The following is an 18,450-nucleotide window of genomic DNA, read 5'->3' on the forward strand; positions in this document are numbered from 1 at the left end:
GCCATAGGCGCAGCGTGACTGCCACCGCCAAACCCGATCCTTCGCACATCTCTGGCGACCTGCTGGAATGGTACGACAGCCATGCGCGTGATCTGCCGTGGAGAGCCTTGCCCGGTCAGCCTGCGCCCGATCCGTATCGTGTGTGGCTGTCCGAAGTGATGTTGCAGCAAACGACGGTCGCTGCGGTGAAGCCCTATTTTGCGAAGTTCACCGGCACATGGCCAACCGTCACCGATCTGGCCGCCGCGCCGGAAGAAGACGTGATGGCCGCGTGGGCGGGGCTGGGGTATTATTCGCGGGCCCGCAATCTGGTGAAGGCGGCGAAGGCTGTGGCCGGGCTGGGCGGTTTTCCTGATACCGAGGAGGGTTTGCGCGCGCTGCCCGGCGTGGGCGACTACACCGCTGCCGCCATCGCCGCGATTGCCTTCGGGCGGCGCGCGGTGGTGGTGGATGCCAATGTGGAGCGGGTGGTGGCGCGGTTGTTTGCGATAGAGGAGCCTTTGCCGGGGGCGCGCAAGGCAATCCGCACCGGTATGGACGCCGTAACGCCGGAGAACCGTGCAGGCGATTTCGCACAAGCCATGATGGATCTGGGCAGCAGCCTGTGCACCGCGAAGGCTCCGAAATGTCTGCTGTGCCCACTGGCGGAGCATTGCGCAGGTCGCACGGCGGACCCGGAACGTCTGCCGGTCAAGCCGCCCAAAAAGGTCAAGCCGCAACGCAAAGGCCGCGCGTTCTGGATCGAGCGTGAGGGCTCTGTGTGGCTGGTGGCGCGGCCGGGCAGCGGAATGCTGGCCGGAATGCGCTCACTGCCCGATGACGGGTGGAGCGCGCAAAGCGACGGTTCGGGGGAGGCCCCGCTGGAGGGCGAGTGGGAGACGCTGGGGCTGGTCCGCCACACCTTCACCCATGCCACTCTGGAACTCGATGTGGCGGCGCAGCGAACCCGTGTTCAACCCGATGGCGAGGGCCAGTGGTGGCCGATCAATCAGCTGGACGAGGCGGGCTTGCCTACACTGTTTGCCAAGGCGGCCAGGCTGGCGCGCGCACGCTAAACTGGCGCGCTAGGCGATCAGATGATGCCGCCACCCAAGCTCAGGCGGACAGCCGCGATAATCCCGACCACGATGCAGAAATTGCGTCCGCCATTGCCGCTGGAGGACAATTGCCCCGCGACAATGCCCGCCGCGATCAGCGGCAGCGCAAGCCAGTTGGCCCAGCCGAGGAACGGAATGGTGCCCAGAATGACGATAGGCAGAACGATGATGCCCAGCAGTATAGCAACTAAGTTTCCCATGTGTGTTATATGGCTATGACACCGGCGATTTACAAGAGGCAATTGACCGTTCATCCCGCTTGCCGCAGGAACCCGTCAAACAGAATTTCATAAAGAGGATGACCCATGGCTTACCGGACTTTCGAAGAAGCGAATATCAGCCGCCGCGGACTGCTGCGTGGCGGCGCGCTGGCGGGTGCAGGTGCCATGCTCGCCGGGATGCCGCTGGGCCGTGCTGCTCTTGCGCATAACCACGGTGGGGCGGCTGCGCATTCCATGGCGTGGCCCGGGGTGACGAAGGAAGTCACCGGCTACGTCGCCGAGGGCAAGGTCGCCAATATGCTGGCGACATTCGGCTGGGGCACGTCCGATGCGCTGCAAATCGTGGGCGGGGGCAAGCTGACGATTGGCCAGCCCGCGATGGCCGATGCCGACAGCCTCTACCGCATCTATTCCATGACCAAGCCCGTCACCGGCATGGCGACCATGATGCTGATCGACGACGGCAAGCTCGGCCTCGATCAGCCGCTGGCCGACATTCTGCCCGCCTATGCCGATATGATGGTGCAGAAGACCTATGACGGGTCGATCACCGACGTCGTCCCGGCGGAGCGCCCGATCACCATTCGCCAATTGCTGACCCATACGGCGGGGCTGGGCTATGGCATCATCCAGAAGGGCCCTATCAAGGACGAGTATGAGCGGCTGGGGCTGGTCCCCGGACAAGTCAGCCGCATTCCCATCCCTGGCCTCGGGCGCAGCAAGCCGGTCGAAGGCCTCGCCAATTTCGCCGACCGTCTGGCGGAGGTGCCGCTGGTGCTGCAGCCCGGCACCAAATGGAGCTATTCGGTCAGCCTCGATCTGCTGGGCCGGGTGATCGAGGTCGCCAGCGGCACCGATTTTCCAACGTTCCTTCAGGACAACATCTTCACGCCTGCGGGCATGACCAGCACCTATTTCACTGTGCCGAGTAGCGAGGTGGGCCGCTTCACCACCAATTACGGCATTCTCAACGGCACCCCGCTGCCCATCGATCCGGCGGCGGCGTCGATCTATCTCGACGAGCCGGCCTTCGCCTTTGGCGGGGCAGGCCTGGTCAGTTCCCCGCGCGATTACGACCGTTTCCTGCGGATGCTGCTCGGCTACGGCAAGATCGAGGGCAAGCGCGTGATGGGCGAGCTGGCCGTGCGGGTCGGCGCGCGCAACATTCTGCCATCGACCGTCGAGACCGCAGGCACATGGATCGAAGGCCAGGGCTTTGGCGCCGGTGGCCGCGTGACCGATAGTGCGTTTGGCTGGGGCGGGGCGGCTGGAACCGCCGCGTTCTGCGATTTCAAGAGCGGCCTGCGCGCCCAGCTTTATACCCAGTACATGCCCAGCGACAGCTACCCGATCCAGAACAAGTTCCCCGAACTGGTGCGCGCCGATATGGCCGCGATGATGGGCGGCGCTGCGACCGGTGAGTAAACCAACCAAGCCGATCGCCTTCGCCGGATCACGGCTGGACCGGGCGGACAATCTGCGCGCCGATCCGGACGCCATTGCCGGGATGATGAACTGGAAGGCGCGGCTGCTCGCGCTGGATGAGCTGATGCCGCAGATGGACGATGCGGGCGGGCTGCTATGGGGCTCGCTGGCCGACGCGCCGGAAGATGCGGAGCTGGTGTTTCTTGGGCTGGACCACATGGGAGACGGCCCCGCAAAACCCTGCTTCGTAGCCGTGCCCGAACAAGGCGATATCGGCCCACGGATCAACAATCCGCGCGTTTGGGCCGCGATGACCGCGCTCTCTGCCGACGATCTCGCGATTTACGGCAGCGCGCGCAGCATCGTGAACTGGCACGCGCGCCACCGCTTCTGCGCGCAATGCGGCAAGCCGACCACAATCGCCAAAGGCGGCTGGCAGCGCGACTGCGCGGCGGACGCAGGCGGCTGCGGCACCCAGCATTTCCCGCGCACCGATCCCGTCACCATCATGCTGGTGGAGCGGGATGGCGAATTGATGCTGGGCCGCGGCAAGGGCTGGCCAGAGAAAGCCTATTCGGCGCTAGCGGGCTTCGTGGAGCCGGGCGAAAGCATCGAAGAAGGCGTCGCGCGCGAAGTGCTGGAGGAATCCGGCATCGTGGTGAAAGACGTCAGCTACATCGCCAGCCAGCCATGGCCGTTCCCCAGCCAGCTGATGATCGGCTGCCACGCACTGGCCGAGCCGGGCGAAATCACGGTCGACACCAGCGAACTGGAGGATGTGCAGTTCTTCACCCGCGCGCAGGTTCAGGCCGCGATGGACAAGGGCGAAGGCGCGCTGTTCAATGCTCCGCCCCCGCAGGCCATCGCTTATAATCTGCTGCACTGGTGGCTCGAACAGGAATAGTTAGGACGACGCGTATGACGGATGCAGCCCGCACAATGACCATCGATATCTGGTCCGACGTGATGTGCCCGTGGTGCCTGGTCGGCTGGGGGAACCTGAGCCAGGCGCTGGAGCAACTGGACGGCGAGATCGAGGCGGATATCCGCTGGCATGCCTTCGAGCTGAACCCCGACATGGCCGAGACGGGCGAGGACCGCACCGCGCACATTGCCCGCAAATATGGCCGCAGCATCGAGGAATCGAAGGGCGTGCAGGGCCAGATGAAGCAGGCTGCTGACATCGCGAAAGTCAGCCTCGATTACGACGGCGACGAAGACCCCGCACCGCCCGCGATGATGTGGAACACCTTCGCCGCGCACCGTCTGCTGGTGTGGACGCTGGAGAATAAAGGCGCGGCCAAGCAGACCGAATTGAAGCTCGCTTTGTTCAAGGCCCATTTCAACCAGCGCCGCCGGATCGGCGAACGCGACGTGCTGCTCGATATCGCCGCCGATGTGGGCCTGACCCGCGAAGAAGCACTCGCCGCATTAAACGACGACGCCACCGCCGCCCGCGTCCGCGCCGAGGAACGGCAGGCCTGGGACGCCAACATCACGGGCGTCCCCGCCATGGTGATCGCGAACAAATTCATGGTCCCCGGCGCCCAGCCCCCCGAAGCGTATGTCACCGCGCTCAGACGGGTGGCGGAGAAAACGGCGGGGTGAGTGGGGAAGGCGACTTCGCTGGCAAGGTCGCCGTCATCACCGGCGGTGCGTCAGGCATCGGTCTGGCGATTGGCAAGCGACTAATTGCCTTGGGCGGCTTTGCAGTCCTTGCCGACCGCGAACAATCCACGCTGGAGGCCGCGGCCGGCCCGCTCGGTGATCGTGCGCTGACGCATGTCTGCGATGTATCCGATTTGTCGCAAGTCGAGGCGCTGGCCAACGTCGCCTTTGGTTGGAAAGGCCGCGTGGATCTGGTGCTGAACAATGCAGGCGTTGGCGGGCCGTCAGGGCGCTTGTGGGATATCGATCCGGATGAAGCGCGAGCCCATTTCGACGTCAATTTCTGGGGTGCGTTCTATGGTTCGCAGGTGTTCGCACGACGCCTTGCGCAGCAAGAAATCCCCAGCGCGCTCTACAATACTGCCAGTGAAAACAGCTTCTTCTGCGCCGCACCTCGCATGGGCACTTATGTCGCTGCCAAACATGCCGTGCTGGGAATGACCGAGAGCCTGCGCGAGGATGTTCCGCCGCAACTCCATGTCGGCACGATCATCCCCGGCTGGGTCTATACCGGCATCGGACAGGACAAATTCATGCGCCACGGTATGGTGGCCGATGATTATGCTGCGATTGTTGTCCCCCAACTGCTGGGCAATGCCCGTTTCGTAGTCAGCCACAAATCGAACCGGCGCCATATCGCAGAACGGATGGATGCATTGGCAGCGGCGTATGATGCGCTGGGTGAGAACGCGGGCGGTGTCGACGAATATGATGTGCGTGCCATGATCGAGGCTAACAGGCCCAAGGGTTGACCGGGAGCTAGACCAGCCCCAGCCGCTGCAATTTGCCCATCAGCTTGCCGGGCAGGACGTCACCGATATCCTCGCCCTCTTCCAGATCGCGGGGCGGGTCTATTTTCAGGTAGCGCCAGCCCTGATGCGCGCGTTTGGGCACGGGCTGCACGCGGACAAGGCGCGGTTCCAGATCAATCGACCAGCGGCCTGTCTTGGTCTCGGAGAAGCCGAGGATTTCGCTGCGGGCGACGATGGCGTGCTGGTGAATCCAGTAGAGCGATCCGCCGATGCATTCCTCCCACCGCGTGGGGCGATAGCGGGTGGTGAGGTTGGGGCTGCGGCGGTTCGCATACCAGCTCTCGATATCGCCATAGCTTTGCGCCCCAAAGGCGATCTTGGTCAGGTGGAGCGGCATGGACTACCGATGTGGCGCATTGGCGCGGCAAATCAAGCGATAGAGAGCCCGCCATCCACGATGAAGGCCGCGCCGGTGGCGAACTTGCTTTCCTCCGAGGCGAGATAGACCACCAGATGGGCGATGTCCTCCACCTCGCCCATATGGCCGACCGGCTGGGCCAGCCCGAACGCCACGCGCGTCGCGTCGGGATCGGGCGTACCGGCGATGACGCTCTCGACATTGGGGGTCAGGATGGTGCCGGGCTGGACGCAATTGACCCGCACGGCGTTCTTCTCCCGCGCGCACCAAAGAGCGATGGATTTGGTCAGCATCGGGATCGCCGCCTTGGCGCTGCTGTATGCGGCGAGATCGGCATTGGCCTTGTTGCCCGCGGCGGAGGAGAAATTGACAATCGACCCGCCGGTTTTCGCCATCAGGGGCAGGGCGGCCTTGCAGCCCATGAAGATCGAATCGACATCGACCGTGTAGCAGCGCCGGAAATCCTCGACCGAGAGATCGGCGATGGAGCCGAACACGGTGATGGCGGCATTGTTGACCAGCACATCAAGCCGCCCGTGCTCCTGCTCTACCTGCGCGATGACGTCCTGCCAACGGTCCCAGTCGGTCACGTCCTGCTCGATGAAGGTGCAGCGCTCGCCCAGCTCGTCGGCGGCGGCCTGCCCCGCTTCGGCGTTGTAATCGCTGATGATGACGGTGGCGCCTTCGGCCAGCAAGGCCTGCGCCGCCGCCTTGCCGAGGCCCATGGCCCCTCCTGTGAGCAATACGATCTTGTCCTGCGTGCGCGCCATTGTCCGTCTCCCCGATTATGCCATCGGGAGGCGCGCTATCAGCCGACCAGACCGCTCGCCACTGCCAAACCTAGGAAGGCGAAGAAGCCCATGGAATCCGTGATCATGGTCACGAACACGCTGCTGGCGACGGCCGGGTCAGTGTCCAGCCGGTCGAAAATCACCGGAACCAGCACGCCAGCGAGGCCCGCAGTGATGACATTGATGACCATCGCGAGCGCGATTACGCCGCCCAGCATCGGGGTGAAGATTGCCGCCGTGGCCAGCCCGATCAGCACCGCAATGGTCACCCCGTTCAGGATCGCGACCCGCATTTCGCGCCACAATATGCGCGTCGTGTTGGCCCGGGTCAGCTGGTTCATGGCTATGGCACGGACGGTGACGGCCATGGTCTGCGTGCCGGCATTGCCGCCGATGCTGGCGACAATCGGCATCAGCACGGCGAGCGCAACCAGCTTCTCGATCGCGGCACCGAAGGCGGCAATAATCAGCGAAGCGACAAGCGCGGTGCCCAGATTGGCAATCAGCCAGCGGACGCGGGCGGAGTATGCATCGCGCAGTGGCTCGTTGATATCGCCGTCGCCCGCGCCCGACATCAGCAGGGCATCCTCGCCCGCTTCCTCGGCGATAATGTGGACGATATCATCGACGGTCATCTGCCCGACCAGCCGCTCGTCCTCGTCCACTACGGCGGCAGAGATCAGCGCGTATTTCTGGAACATCAGCGCGACCTCTTCCTGATCCATCGAAACGGGGATCAGGGTCTGGTCGCGCTTCATCACATCGCTGAGCGCCACAGAGCGGGGCGTGCGCAAGATCCAGGACAAATTGCAGGTGCCCACGGGATGATGCGCCGCATCGACGACGAAAATCTCGAAGAACTCGGTCGGCAGCTCTTCATCTTCGCGCAAAATGTCGATCAGATCGCCGACGCTCAGATGCTCCGGCACCGCGACGAATTCGCGCTGCATCAGGCGTCCGGCGGTTTCTTCCGGATAAGACAGCGCGCTTTCGATGGCCGCGCGGTCTTCGGCGTCCATTTCGGCCAGAATGGCCCGCTGGTCCGGCGCGTCGAGATCCTCGATCAGCTGGACGGCGTCGTCGGTATCGAGCTGCTCGGCAATCTGCGCCACCGCATCGGCCGGCAGCGCTTCCATCATGTCTTCGCGGACAAAGTCGTTGAGTTCGGCGACCACATCGCTGGACATCAGATCGCTGATCGCGGTGACCAGCTTCATCCTGTCGTCGCGCTCGAACAATTCCAGCAAGTCGGCAATGTCGGCCGGGTGCAGCGGCTCGACCAGATCGTAGACGGCGCTGCGATCATCCGCCTCCAGCGCGTCTTCTACCGCGCGGACATATTCGGGCTTCAGCCGGTTTTCCTCGTCGTGGCGCTCGTCATCGATCCGGTCGTCGGGCCTGCCGCCTTCCTCATGCGCGTCGTGCTCCTCCGGCGCATCGGCCAGCAGCAGATCGTCGTCGAGAGGGCCGGGCTGGGTCATAGGGCACGCTCTAGGCGGCGAAGCGGCAAAAGCAAGCGGCCATAAACCGTGTGCGCAAGCAGGGCAGGGGTGGCGGGCCGGGCTGTGCGTGACTATAGCCAGCGCCAATTCCCGAAATTCAGGAGAAATACCAATGGCCGATACACTGACATTTACCCTCGATTGCGGCGACGGAAAGGGCGGCGATGTCGTCATCAAGCTGCGCCCCGATCTGGCCCCCGGCCATGTCGAGCGGATCAGCACACTGGCGAGCGAAGGCTTTTACGACGGCGTGATTTTCCACCGCGTGATCGACGGTTTCATGGCGCAGGGCGGCGACCCCACCGGCACCGGAATGGGCGGGAGCGACAAGCCCGATCTGAAGGCAGAGTTCAACGCGGAGCCGCATGTGCGCGGCACCTGTTCTATGGCTCGAAGCCAGATGCCCGACAGCGCCAACAGCCAGTTCTTCATCTGCTTTGGCGACACCGAGTTCCTCGACGGACAATACACCGTGTGGGGCCAGGTGACGAGCGGCATGGAGCATGTCGATGCGCTGCCCAAGGGTGAGCCGCCGGCAAGCCCAGGCAAGATCGTGAAAGCGACCGTCAGCTAAGCCAAAGCATGAAAGACGGGGCAAACCGGCTCGACTGGCTCGATGGCATGCGTGCCTGGGCCATCGGGCTGGTGGCCCTGATCCATGTCGGCGCGGCGATGCAGGCGCGCGGCAATCTCACAGGTTGGCTCGTTCCGCTGAGCGAGTTCGGGCGGTACGGTGTGCAGCTGTTCTTCGTGATCAGCGCCGCCACGATTACCCTGACTTTGGCTCGGCGGCCTCCGGTGGCGGGATGGTATGTCCGGCGCGCGTTCCGGATTGCGCCGCTCTATTATGCGGCGATATTGTTTTACGGCGCGCTGATGTGGCTGGCCCCTGCTGGGGAACCAATGACGGTGTGGAAATGGGTGCTGGGCGCGGGGGCAAATGCGCTATTCCTGCATGGATTTGTGCCTCCGGCAATCAACTCCATTGTGCCCGGCGGCTGGTCGATTGCGGTGGAGATGACATTCTACGCCGTCGCCCCGCTGCTGGTGCCGCTGTACCTGTCGGGCAGGGTGCGCCTGTGGCATGTTCTGGCGGCCTGCGTGGCCGCAGTGGCCCTCACCGAGTGGCTGGCAAGCGGTGTCATGCCGCGCACCTTCCTGTTTTTCTGGCCGATACTGCATCTACCGGTCTTCCTGATCGCGCTTTTTTTCATTGCGCGCGAACGGGACTTTCTGTTCGGCAATGCCGAGCGGCGGACGCCGCTTGCCCTGTGCGCCCTGATGTTGGCTGCGGGGCTGGGCGGCGCGGCGGCGATCGGGCCATTCTTCGAGCTGTCTTATGGGGCGGCTGTGCCGCTTGTCGGGTTGGGCTTCGCCGGCCTGCTGCTGCTCGCCCCCAAGGAACTGCGCGGTTTGTTCGCCAACCGGATCGCGGTCGCATTGGGCGCGGTGGCTTACAGCGTCTATATCTGCCACTTTGCTGTGATCCGCGCTCTTGAGGCGTGGACCGGCCTTTTCGAAAGAGGTGCGGGCGGCCCGGCATTGCTGGGTCTGACGCTGCTGGTTCTGGCGCTGACTTACGGCGCTGCATGGTGCACCTTGCGCCTGATCGAGCGGCCCGGCATCGCGCTTGGTCGCAAGGTGGCGGACCTGGCCGATGGTCGTGATTTCAAGGGAATGGGCAGACAATGGTAGCGGGGCGCGCATTGGAGAGTGGCAGAGTAAGAGCCCGGCATAATAGATGGAGGGCGCTCTTCGTTGTGCTTGCTCCCGTGCTGCTGACCAGCTGCGTCACCGCCTATCCCGACCTAACCCAGTCGCGCAGCCCGTGCCGTAGTGAGCCGGGCGGATGGTGCGATTTCGTACGCGAGGCGGCAGTCGAAGCTTATCCCTACGCCATGCTGTCCTCCAACGCCTATGTCGACGAGGACACGTACACCGACCTGCCCTATGCCTTTCTGGAACGCGAGCAGGCGGGCAATGACGATAGCGGGCTCGCCTATGCCGTATTCGATCGGCATGAAGTGCGCGGGCGTCAGCGTATCTTGAAGGCCCGCGTCATTGCTTTTCGCGGAACCGAGTTCGGGTCCACTTCGGACATCTTTTCCGGGTCTCTGGGGGATGGGCAGCGGGAGCGGGCACGGGCGGTGTATCAGGCAGAACGCGCCGCGCTCGATGCCGAAGGTTATGCCGATGTACTTATAGAGACGACCGGCCACTCGCTGGGCGGGGCGCTGGCCACCCAGATCTCGATCGACCATCCGGAGGTTCGCGCGTTTGTATTCAACACCTCGCCCTTCTTCAGCGGCGATCCGAGGCAAAACGATAGGAACCGGCTGGCGATAACCGAACGCGGCGAGTTCCTGCGCGTTCTGCGCCGGTACAAGGCGCCGCCGGCATCCGAGGCGGTGGTCATCAATTGCAGCCCGTCCGCCAGCGCAGGTGAAAAGCATTCGATCCGCAAACTGGCCGACTGCCTTACCTGGATCGCAGCCTACGAAGACGAGGCCGCGTTCAAGGCCCTTGCACCAAACGGTATCACCAAACCGGAAATCGAATGCGGAGAACCGGACAAGATGCATCCGGGACGGAGCACGGGTGGGGGAATATGCGCCCACGCTCCCAAGGGCGGCGCCTAAGTCGCCAGACCATTAGTGGGGCCGTGGTCGCGCAAGCTACCCGCAAAATCCGGATAAGTTGCCGCCGAACCTGCTTTGCACTACGCTCGTATTTCGATCGCGGAATATGCTTCGGGGAGAATGCATAATGATGGGCCGCGCGGTATTGGCAGCACTATGTTCGACGCTTCTGGGTGGATGCCTTGCGACCAATTTCAATCAGGCACGCACACCCTGCCTCGATAATACCGGTGGTTGGTGCACCTTCACGACCGAGCTCGCGAAGGACGCATGGCAATATGCGCAGTATGCAGAGAACGCTTACGACCGTGATGAGGATAGGTATTTCACCCTGCCGAGCGGCGTGACTGTCCGTCGGCCCGAAGTCAAATATTCCTCAGGAATGTCCTATGCCATTTTCGAACGGAAAGATGGTGAAGAATTCGTCGAGACGGTAATCGCTTTCAGAGGAACTGAATTCTCACATGTAAACGACTGGTTCTACGGTAATATCGGTGACACGCAGCGCAGGGAGGCGCTGGACCTGTATGATACCGTGAAAAGGGAGCTTGTCGAGCAAGGCTGGTCCGACCCCCGAATTATCGTTACCGGGCACTCCTTGGGCGGAGCGTTGGCTATGGAGGTTGCTATCAGGCGCAACGTCCGAGCATTTGTGTTTAACGCGTCGCCGCGTTTTACGAGGCAAGAGGCAACTGGCGAGGCCAGAAGGGTTGCCATCGGAGAAAGGGGCGAGATCTTGCGCGGCCTGCGCAGGTTTCGACAGATGCCGATCCATGACGGGATGGTGATCAACTGCAATGCAGGCGTGCGGCCAGCCAACGATCACTATATGCGTGCTCTGGCCGAGTGCCTGACGTGGATCGCAGCCTTTGAAGACGAAGTCGCCTATGCGAGCTACGAACTCAACGACATTAAGCCGCCTCGGGTAAATGCCTACTGCTTGCTCGACGAGAACGGCGAGATCAAAGAAAGGTTGGGCCATCCCGGCGTCATGACACGTTTTGAAGATGGCTTTGTCGGGTGTGACAGCCTCAAAGCCCCGCCTTCACCAGCCAGTCGTGGAAAAGCCGCACCGGGCGCTCTTCCAGTGCAGTAGGTTTGCACACGAACCAATAGCTGTAGGGGCTTTCCACCTCGACATCGAACAGGTCGGTCAGGCGCGGATCTGCGGCCCGGCGGCGGTGATCGTCATGCATGATGGCGATGCCCAGACCCTGCGCGGCGGCTTCCAGCATCAATTGCCCGGAATCGTAATGGTCGATGGCCGCGGGCTCCAGATCGCGCATCCCAAGCTCTTCCTTCCACGCGGTGAAGCTTTCGGGCAGCTCGTTGTGGATCAGGAAAGTCTGTTTGGATAGCTGCTCTTCGCTTGGTGTGCTGCTCAATCCCTCGGCCAGTTCGCGGCTGGTGATTGCATGGACCATGTTTTCATCGAGCCGGACGGCATGCAGTCCCTTTTCCGGTCCGCGCGACAGGATAATTGCCGCATCCAGCGTATCGCCCACCCGGTCCTCCAGATGCGCGCCGGTATCGATGTCGATATGCAGCAGCGGATGCAGGCGCCTCAGCTCGCCCAAATGCGGAAACAGGCGCTGGCTGCCGAACAGCGGCAGGACACCCAGATGCAGGCGGAGCAGCGACATATTGTCCGATTGTCCCTCCACCGCGCGGGCCAGCGCTTCGAATTGCGGGGCCACCGCTTCATAAAAAGCGTGCCCTTCATCGGTCAGCTGCATTGCCTGCCGCGCGCGGGTGAACAGTTTCTTGCCGACAAATTCCTCCAGATTGGCAATCCGGCGGCTGAGCGCACTGGGGCTGAGGCCCAGCTCCTCTGCCGCAGCGCGCGCGGAGCCGAGGCGCACGGTGCGCATGAACGCTTCCAGAGCGCGAAGGGGAGGAAGACGGCGAAGAGCCATGGCGGTTGTTTTAAAGTCCTGCGAAAACTTGTCGAGCGGGCATTAAGGGGGTGTAGCTGGTTTGTTCGCCCGCGCTATTCCTCGCCTACATCGGACTCTTTGGGGCTGTGCAGGCGGACGCGAGTGACATGAGTCTCGTCCCCGGCCAGCACTTCGATCCGCCAGCCGCTGGGGTGCTCCACCACCATGCCCACGGGTGGCACCTGCTCTGCCAAAACGAAAGCCAGACCGCCCAGCGTATCGACCGCTTCCTCGACCTCGGCCAGCCGCGGATCGAGCTGTTCGGCGACATCGTCCAGTTCCGCGCGGGCATCGCAGTCCCACATGCCGTCGCCAATGGGCACGATCAGCTCGACGGGAGCCTCGTCATGCTCGTCCTCGATATCGCCAACGATTTCTTCGACCAGATCCTCGATTGTAATCAGGCCGTCAGTGCCGGAGAACTCGTCGACCACGATGGCAAGATGCGTCCTGCGCGTGCGCATATCGGCGAGCACGTCGAGCGCCCCGCGCGCTTGCGGCACGTAGAGCGGCTGGCGCATCAGCACCGTCCAGTCCTCGGGTGGCGTTTTCCCGTTGGCGAGGAACGGGAACACGTCCTTGATATGGATCATGCCGATCACGTCATCCAACTGGCCGCGATAGACGGGCAGGCGGGAATGTCCGTTTTCGGAAAAGACCGCGACCAGATCGGTCCATGAGGCAGTTGCCTCCACCGCGACGATTTCGCCGCGCGGCACTGCGACGTCATCCGCGTCATGCTCGCTGAAATGGAGGAGATTGCGCAGCATCTGCCGCTCGACGCCCGAAAGGTCGCCATTGGACGGTTCCGTCTCGTCGGACGGGGTCTCGTCCTCGTGCTGGTCGATTGTGTCTTCGAGCTGTTCGCGAAGCGAGCGTTCGCTGACATCGGCGCCCAGAAATCTGCGGAAAGCGGGCCACAGCCCGCTGCTACTCTCCGATTCTCCGGCGCCGGAGGGCTTCTCGTTTTCGGTGTCGGGCATGGCCCTGCAATGCACTCCTAAATGTTGCGATCCCCATATGGGTCCGGCAACCCCATTTGTGCAAGCGCGGCGATCTCCATTTTTTCCATAGCCTCGGCCTGCGCATCGCTCTCCACATGGTCGTGCCCGGCCAGATGGAGCAGGCCATGAACAATCAGATGCGCCGCGTGATCCGCCAGCGAAATGCCTTTTTCCGCCGCTTCGCGCGCGCAAGTTTCATGGGCGAGCGCGATGTCACCGAGCATGACGGGCGGGCCCTGTTCTGACAATGCCAGCAAACTATCGCGCTCAAGCATCGGAAAAGACAGCACATTGGTCGGCCTGTCCCGCTCGCGCCATTCGCGGTTGAGCGTATGGACCTCGGCGTCGGAGGTGAAAAGCAGGCTCGCCTCCAGTCGCGGGTTGCCAAGTGCCTGCTCGACAGAAGTTGCAGCGTCAGCAGCGCGCGCGGCTAGCTCTGGCCAGTTTTCGCCTGGCCAGTGCTCGATATCGACTTCGAGGTTCACTTACTCGATCGGCCCTTCATAGGCCTCTACAATGCGGCCCACGATCGGGTGGCGCACCACATCTGCTGCGCCGAAGCGGATGGTGCCGAAGCCTTCCACATCTTCCAGTTTTTCGACCGCATCGGCCAGTCCGCTCATCCGGTCTCCGCCGGGGATGTCGACCTGCTTCGGGTCACCGCACACCACCATCCGGCTGTTCTGGCCAAAACGGGTGAGGAACATTTTCATCTGTTCGCGAGTGGTGTTCTGTGCCTCGTCCAGAATGACAAACGCATCGGCCAGAGTGCGCCCGCGCATGAAGGCGATGGGCGCGATCTCGATCTCGCCGCTGGCGATCCGGCGCTCCACCTGTTCGGGCGGCATGCAATCATACAGCGCATCATACAGCGGCCGCAGATAGGGATCGACCTTGTCCTTCATATCGCCGGGCAAGAAGCCCAGCTTCTCGCCCGCCTCGACGGCGGGGCGCGAGAGGATCAGGCGCTGCACGCTGCCCGTGATCAGCTGCGCGACGGCCTGCGCGACTGCCAGATAAGTCTTGCCGGTGCCCGCCGGGCCCAGAGCAAAGATAATGTCATCGCGCGCGAGACTGCGCATATAGTCGATCTGCTTTGCACTGCGCGGGACGATGGTCTTGCGCCGCGTGCGGATCATGATCGGCGCCTTGTCGTTCGCCTTACCTGAGATGATACCCTCCAGCGTCGGCTCGTTCGACATGGCGATCAGCGCCTCGATAGCGCTGCCGTCCAGATCCTGACCCAGCGCCAGCCGGTCATACATGGTTTTCAGGACTTCGCGCGCGCGGGCCACGGCGTCTTCCGGCCCTTCGATTTCCAGCAGGTCTCCGCGTGCCGAAATGAATACGCCCAGCCGGTTTTCCACCTGCACCAGATTGGCATCGAACTGGCCGTACAGGGCCCCGAGCAGCGACTGGTTGTCGAACGACACCTCCACGCGGGCGCGGCGAATTTCGCGGTTGGGGACAGGATCTGGTGAGAGCACCGGATCGGCGGCTGGTGTCGGTTTTCGGCCCATACAGGTCTGGCGCGGTCCTTTCATTGCTTCCGTCTGAATGTAAGCGCTCCTCAGCGGCTGGCAAGCGCGCGCAGTGTTCGGGGCTGGGGAAAGTCATGCGGCCGTCATAAAGGCGCGTCAGGCAGTTACTTTCACCAGCGGCCGCGCGGCGAGGGAATTGGGATTGGCCTCGACCAGTTCCACTGTCACCAGATCGCCCAGCGCATAGTCGCCTTCAAACCAAGCGCTCTGCAGCCACGGGGTTTTGCCGAGCCACTGGCCGGGCAGCTTGCCCTTGCGCTCGATCAGCACTTCGCAAGTCTTGCCGACGCTGGCTTCGTTGAAGGCGAGCTGGTGGCGGCCGATGCCGGCCTGAAGGCGTTGCAAGCGCTCGTCCATCACTTCCAGCGGCACCTGGTCCTCCATCGTCGCGGCGGGCGTGCCGGGGCGGGGGGAGTATTTGAAGCTGAAAGCGTGGGCATACCGCACCGCGTCTACGATGCGCAGCGTATCCTCGAATTCGGCCTCGGTCTCGCCCGGAAAGCCGACGATGAAGTCCCCACTGATCGCGAGATCGGGACGGGCGGCGCGAAAGCGCTCAAGCAGCCGTAAATAGCTGTCCGCCGTGTGGCTGCGATTCATGGCCTTCAGCACGCGGTCATTGCCCGATTGCACGGGCAAATGGAGATAGGGCATCAGCTTGGCGACTTCGCCATGGGCTGAAATCAAATCGTCATCCATGTCCGCCGGGTGGCTGGTGGTGTAGCGGATCCGCTCCAATCCATCGACCCGGTCGAGCGCGCGAATCAGGCCGGCGAGGCCGACAGCGCGACCCTTTTCATCCTCGCCAGACCAAGCGCTGACATTCTGCCCCAGCAGGGTGATTTCTTTTGCGCCTGCCTCGACCAATCCCTGAGCTTCGCGCACCAAATCACTGTAAGGCCGTGAAATTTCCATGCCGCGCGTATAGGGCACCACACAATAGGTGCAGAACTTGTCGCACCCTTCCTGCACAGTCAGAAACGCGGTCGGCGCGCTCTTGCGGCGTTTGGGCAGCGCATCGAATTTGGCAATGGGCGGCATGTCGGTATCGGTTGCGCGCTCGCCCGCTACCGCCTTGTCGAGCATATCGGGCAGGCGGTGATAGGCTTGCGGACCGACGACCATGGAGACGGCTGGCGCACGCTTCATGATCTCTTCGCCCTCGGCTTGGGCCACGCAGCCTGCCACCGCGATCATCGGGGCTTTCTCTTGCGTCTTGCCCTTGGTCAGGCGGCCAATGTCGGAGTAGATCTTCTCCGCCGCCCGCTCGCGGATGTGGCAGGTGTTGAGCACCACCAGATCGGCGTCCTCACCTTCGGGCGCAGGCGTGATGCCTTTCTCATCCAGCAGCTCGGCCATCCGCTCGCCATCATAGACGTTCATCTGACAGCCGAAGCTCTTGACCCGGTAGGTCTTGGGCGCGGTGTTCGGCGGAGTGCGGGGTTCTGTTGTCGGTTTCATGGGCGCGCCGCGTCTAGTCGAATGCGCGCCCCGCTTCAATGCGTCTGCTTATCGGTGACCTTCGGTGCGCTGTAGCGGATAGGTTCGACATTGAATTTGAAAGGGCGGACCGGGTGGCCGAGGCATTGCTCAAGGCGCGTCTCGATCATCTCGCGTGCCTTGGCGGCGATGGCTTTGCGCCCGCGATGGTCTTCCGGGCTGAACGGATCGAGATAATGCAGGTTGAGATCGAACGTGCCCTTGCGGCTGAGCACGCGTTTGAAATTGTTGACCCCGCCTTCATTGTCGATCCAACCAAGCCATTCCGCGACCGGGCCATAATCGATCACCACCGGCTGGACCATCACGCCCGGCGGAGGCGGCTCCAGCACGCTGAGCATGCTGGACTTGAACGGCAGGAGCGAATGACCGTCGGTGGTCGTGCCTTCGGGGAAAACGGTGACGGACCAATTGTCCATCAGAGCCTCGCGCAGGGCGTTGATCTGCTCGGCCACGCCGAGTCGATTCTCGCGTTTCACGAAGACCGTGCGGTTCAGGCTGCACAGCCAGCCGATCACCGGCACTTCGCTGAGTTCCTGCTTGGCGACAAAGGCCGTGCCGCTCGCCCCCGCCAGCGAGAGGATATCGAGCCAGGACACGTGGTTCGATATGAAGAACACGTCGCGCCGCAGCGGTGTGCCGTGCACCTTCACCTTTGCGCCGGAAATGCGCGCCGCTGTTCCCAGAAACCACATCGGGAAGGGCGAGCCGTATTTGAACAGGCGGTAGGCGTAATGTAGCGGAACGAAGACGAACATCGACAGGACGATCAGCGTCAGCCGGGTGACGAACCGCACCCATTCCATGAAGTTCAGCGGCGTGGGCACGCCCTTGGCTGCGGCCGCCCGGTGGCGCCATTCGTGGCCGAGCGGGTCTTTGCGCGAATCGTAGCCCGCATCGGGCCGCGCCGTAGAATCGGTCTCAGTCGTCACGTTCGAGACGGACGCCGTAAAGTTCCATCCGGTGATCGACGAGGCGATAGCCCAGTTTCTCGGCGATCTGTTTCTGCAATGCTTCGAGCTCCGGATCGACAAATTCGACCACATTGCCGGTTTCGACATCAATCAGATGGTCATGATGCGCCTCGGGTGCGGGCTCGTAACGGGCGCGTCCATCGCCGAAATCGTGGCGGTCGAGGATGCCTGCCTCTTCGAACAGTCGGACGGTGCGATAGACCGTGGCGATGCTGATCTTGGGATCGATCGCGCTCGCCCGGCTGTGCAGCAATTCCACATCGGGATGATCGTCGCTATCGGACAGGACGCGCGCGATGACGCGCCTCTGCTCGGTAATGCGCAGACCCTTATCGGCACACAATTGCTCAAGATCGATGCGGTCGGGCAAGAAACTCTCTCTGGTTGTCAGGGCGGCAAAAACGAAAGACGCCCCGACCCTTAACGGGGCGGAGCGCCTCTCTCAACCTAATGTGCATAACGAGCGAGCTGTCATCACCCGATCAGGCACAGGTATTAGTTGGCTCAGGCCTTCTTCTGGCGGCCGCGCTTCTGTCCCGGCTTGCGGCCAAGGCCGATTTTCTTGGCCAGATCGCGGCGGGTCTCGGCGTAATCCGGGGCGACCATGGGATAGTCTGCCGACAGACCCCAGCGCGCACGATATTCGTCGATGGTCAGACCATGTTCGGTCATCAAATGACGCTTCAGCATCTTCATCTTCTTGCCGCAGTCGAGACAGACGAGATGGTCTTTCTTCTGCGAGGCGCGGATGGAAACGGCCGGCTCTGGCGTCTCTTCCTGCGCTTCCGCGCCGCCTTCGAGGCCGGCAAGCGCGGCGTGGACTGTGGTAATCAATACCGGCACATCTTCTACATCGACATTGTTGTTGCTGACATGGGCAGCAACGATGTCGGAAGTGAGGGTGATGAGGGTTTCAGACATATCGAATTCGATAGCGTCCATGGTTCTTTCCTTTTTGCGATCGACTTTTGTTTTTATTAG

At 62.7% G+C, this 18,450-nt stretch carries 21 protein-coding genes; 9 read left to right on the forward strand and 12 right to left on the reverse strand.

Features of this window, described 5'->3' with window-relative positions:
- Window positions 1-14 precede the first annotated feature (14 nt).
- Window positions 15-1,055: an A/G-specific adenine glycosylase gene (locus tag ACFCW2_RS10070; RefSeq protein WP_379546115.1), complete on the forward strand. Its 1,041-nt coding sequence runs from the start codon at window positions 15-17 to the stop codon at window positions 1,053-1,055.
- Between the two features lie 17 nt (window positions 1,056-1,072).
- On the opposite strand, the gene ACFCW2_RS10075 is transcribed toward ACFCW2_RS10070, so the two are convergent.
- On the reverse strand, window positions 1,073-1,297 hold the full coding sequence (locus ACFCW2_RS10075) for a hypothetical protein (protein ID WP_379546116.1): 225 nt from the start codon (window positions 1,295-1,297) through the stop codon (window positions 1,073-1,075).
- A gap of 105 nt (window positions 1,298-1,402) precedes the next feature.
- Here ACFCW2_RS10075 and ACFCW2_RS10080 point away from each other — a divergent pair, with 105 nt between their 5' ends.
- From ACFCW2_RS10080 to ACFCW2_RS10095, 4 genes are read left to right on the forward strand one after another with little or no spacing between them, the layout of a single operon-like run.
- Complete coding sequence (locus ACFCW2_RS10080) at window positions 1,403-2,743, forward strand: serine hydrolase domain-containing protein (RefSeq protein ID WP_379546117.1); 1,341 nt, start codon at window positions 1,403-1,405, stop codon at window positions 2,741-2,743.
- Entirely contained in the window at window positions 2,736-3,647 is a 912-nt protein-coding gene (nudC, locus tag ACFCW2_RS10085) for an NAD(+) diphosphatase (protein ID WP_379546119.1), read from the forward strand. The genes ACFCW2_RS10080 and nudC overlap by 8 nt, the downstream gene beginning before the upstream one ends.
- A 14-nt stretch (window positions 3,648-3,661) precedes the next feature.
- Window positions 3,662-4,351 (forward strand): DsbA family oxidoreductase, encoded by a 690-nt coding sequence (locus ACFCW2_RS10090; RefSeq protein WP_379546121.1) that lies wholly within the window; start codon window positions 3,662-3,664, stop codon window positions 4,349-4,351.
- The gene (locus ACFCW2_RS10095) at window positions 4,348-5,163 is read left to right on the forward strand and encodes an SDR family NAD(P)-dependent oxidoreductase (RefSeq protein ID WP_379546123.1); all 816 of its coding nucleotides are present in this window, start codon (window positions 4,348-4,350) and stop codon (window positions 5,161-5,163) included. The genes ACFCW2_RS10090 and ACFCW2_RS10095 overlap by 4 nt, the downstream gene beginning before the upstream one ends.
- A gap of 7 nt (window positions 5,164-5,170) precedes the next feature.
- Here the strand turns inward: ACFCW2_RS10095 and ACFCW2_RS10100 are convergent, their stop codons facing one another.
- The 3 genes from ACFCW2_RS10100 to mgtE are packed head-to-tail and all read right to left on the reverse strand — an operon-like array spanning window position 5,171 to window position 7,853.
- Window positions 5,171-5,560 carry a DUF1489 family protein gene (locus ACFCW2_RS10100; protein ID WP_379546125.1) on the reverse strand — a complete coding sequence of 130 codons (390 nt, stop codon included), beginning with the start codon at window positions 5,558-5,560 and terminating at the stop codon, window positions 5,171-5,173.
- A 32-nt stretch (window positions 5,561-5,592) separates the two neighbouring features.
- Window positions 5,593-6,351: an SDR family oxidoreductase gene (locus ACFCW2_RS10105; protein WP_379546127.1), complete on the reverse strand. Its 759-nt coding sequence runs from the start codon at window positions 6,349-6,351 to the stop codon at window positions 5,593-5,595.
- 38 nt (window positions 6,352-6,389) lie between these two features.
- A complete protein-coding gene (gene mgtE, locus ACFCW2_RS10110; protein ID WP_379546128.1) occupies window positions 6,390-7,853 on the reverse strand; it encodes a magnesium transporter in 1,464 nt (487 codons plus the stop codon).
- Between the two features lie 133 nt (window positions 7,854-7,986).
- On the opposite strand from mgtE, the gene ACFCW2_RS10115 reads away from it, so the two are divergent.
- The 4 genes from ACFCW2_RS10115 (at window position 7,987) to ACFCW2_RS10130 (ending at window position 11,609) form a co-directional block, all read left to right on the forward strand.
- Entirely contained in the window at window positions 7,987-8,448 is a 462-nt protein-coding gene (locus ACFCW2_RS10115; RefSeq protein ID WP_379546130.1) for a peptidylprolyl isomerase, read from the forward strand.
- Between the two features lie 8 nt (window positions 8,449-8,456).
- Window positions 8,457-9,569: an acyltransferase family protein gene (locus ACFCW2_RS10120; RefSeq protein ID WP_379546132.1), complete on the forward strand. Its 1,113-nt coding sequence runs from the start codon at window positions 8,457-8,459 to the stop codon at window positions 9,567-9,569.
- A gap of 65 nt (window positions 9,570-9,634) precedes the next feature.
- On the forward strand, window positions 9,635-10,513 hold the full coding sequence (locus tag ACFCW2_RS10125; protein WP_379546134.1) for a hypothetical protein: 879 nt from the start codon (window positions 9,635-9,637) through the stop codon (window positions 10,511-10,513).
- Window positions 10,514-10,640: 127 nt separating this feature from the next.
- Window positions 10,641-11,609 (forward strand): alpha/beta hydrolase family protein, encoded by a 969-nt coding sequence (locus ACFCW2_RS10130; RefSeq protein ID WP_379546136.1) that lies wholly within the window; start codon window positions 10,641-10,643, stop codon window positions 11,607-11,609.
- Here the strand turns inward: ACFCW2_RS10130 and ACFCW2_RS10135 are convergent.
- The 8 genes from ACFCW2_RS10135 to ACFCW2_RS10170 form a co-directional block, all read right to left on the reverse strand.
- Window positions 11,545-12,429 carry a LysR substrate-binding domain-containing protein gene (locus ACFCW2_RS10135; protein WP_379546137.1) on the reverse strand — a complete coding sequence of 295 codons (885 nt, stop codon included), beginning with the start codon at window positions 12,427-12,429 and terminating at the stop codon, window positions 11,545-11,547. The genes ACFCW2_RS10130 and ACFCW2_RS10135 overlap by 65 nt on opposite strands.
- A gap of 74 nt (window positions 12,430-12,503) precedes the next feature.
- Window positions 12,504-13,433 (reverse strand): hemolysin family protein, encoded by a 930-nt coding sequence (locus ACFCW2_RS10140; protein WP_379546139.1) that lies wholly within the window; start codon window positions 13,431-13,433, stop codon window positions 12,504-12,506.
- 17 nt (window positions 13,434-13,450) lie between these two features.
- Complete coding sequence (gene ybeY, locus ACFCW2_RS10145) at window positions 13,451-13,939, reverse strand: rRNA maturation RNase YbeY (RefSeq protein WP_379546140.1); 489 nt, start codon at window positions 13,937-13,939, stop codon at window positions 13,451-13,453.
- The gene (locus tag ACFCW2_RS10150; RefSeq protein ID WP_379548969.1) at window positions 13,940-14,974 is read right to left on the reverse strand and encodes a PhoH family protein; all 1,035 of its coding nucleotides are present in this window, start codon (window positions 14,972-14,974) and stop codon (window positions 13,940-13,942) included. It lies immediately after the preceding gene.
- A 117-nt stretch (window positions 14,975-15,091) separates the two neighbouring features.
- Complete coding sequence (gene miaB / locus ACFCW2_RS10155; protein ID WP_379546141.1) at window positions 15,092-16,456, reverse strand: tRNA (N6-isopentenyl adenosine(37)-C2)-methylthiotransferase MiaB; 1,365 nt, start codon at window positions 16,454-16,456, stop codon at window positions 15,092-15,094.
- Between the two features lie 35 nt (window positions 16,457-16,491).
- A complete protein-coding gene (locus ACFCW2_RS10160) occupies window positions 16,492-17,427 on the reverse strand; it encodes a lysophospholipid acyltransferase family protein (protein ID WP_379546142.1) in 936 nt (311 codons plus the stop codon).
- Window positions 17,417-17,839, reverse strand: coding sequence for a Fur family transcriptional regulator (locus tag ACFCW2_RS10165; protein ID WP_379546144.1), 423 nt, complete (start codon window positions 17,837-17,839; stop codon window positions 17,417-17,419). Before ACFCW2_RS10165 ends, ACFCW2_RS10160 begins: the two co-directional genes overlap by 11 nt.
- 134 nt (window positions 17,840-17,973) lie before the next feature.
- On the reverse strand, window positions 17,974-18,411 hold the full coding sequence (locus ACFCW2_RS10170) for a MucR family transcriptional regulator (RefSeq protein WP_379546145.1): 438 nt from the start codon (window positions 18,409-18,411) through the stop codon (window positions 17,974-17,976).
- Window positions 18,412-18,450 lie beyond the last annotated feature (39 nt).

It is taken from the genome of Qipengyuania algicola, assembly GCF_042492175.1.
Taxonomy (GTDB): domain Bacteria; phylum Pseudomonadota; class Alphaproteobacteria; order Sphingomonadales; family Sphingomonadaceae; genus CAJXSN01.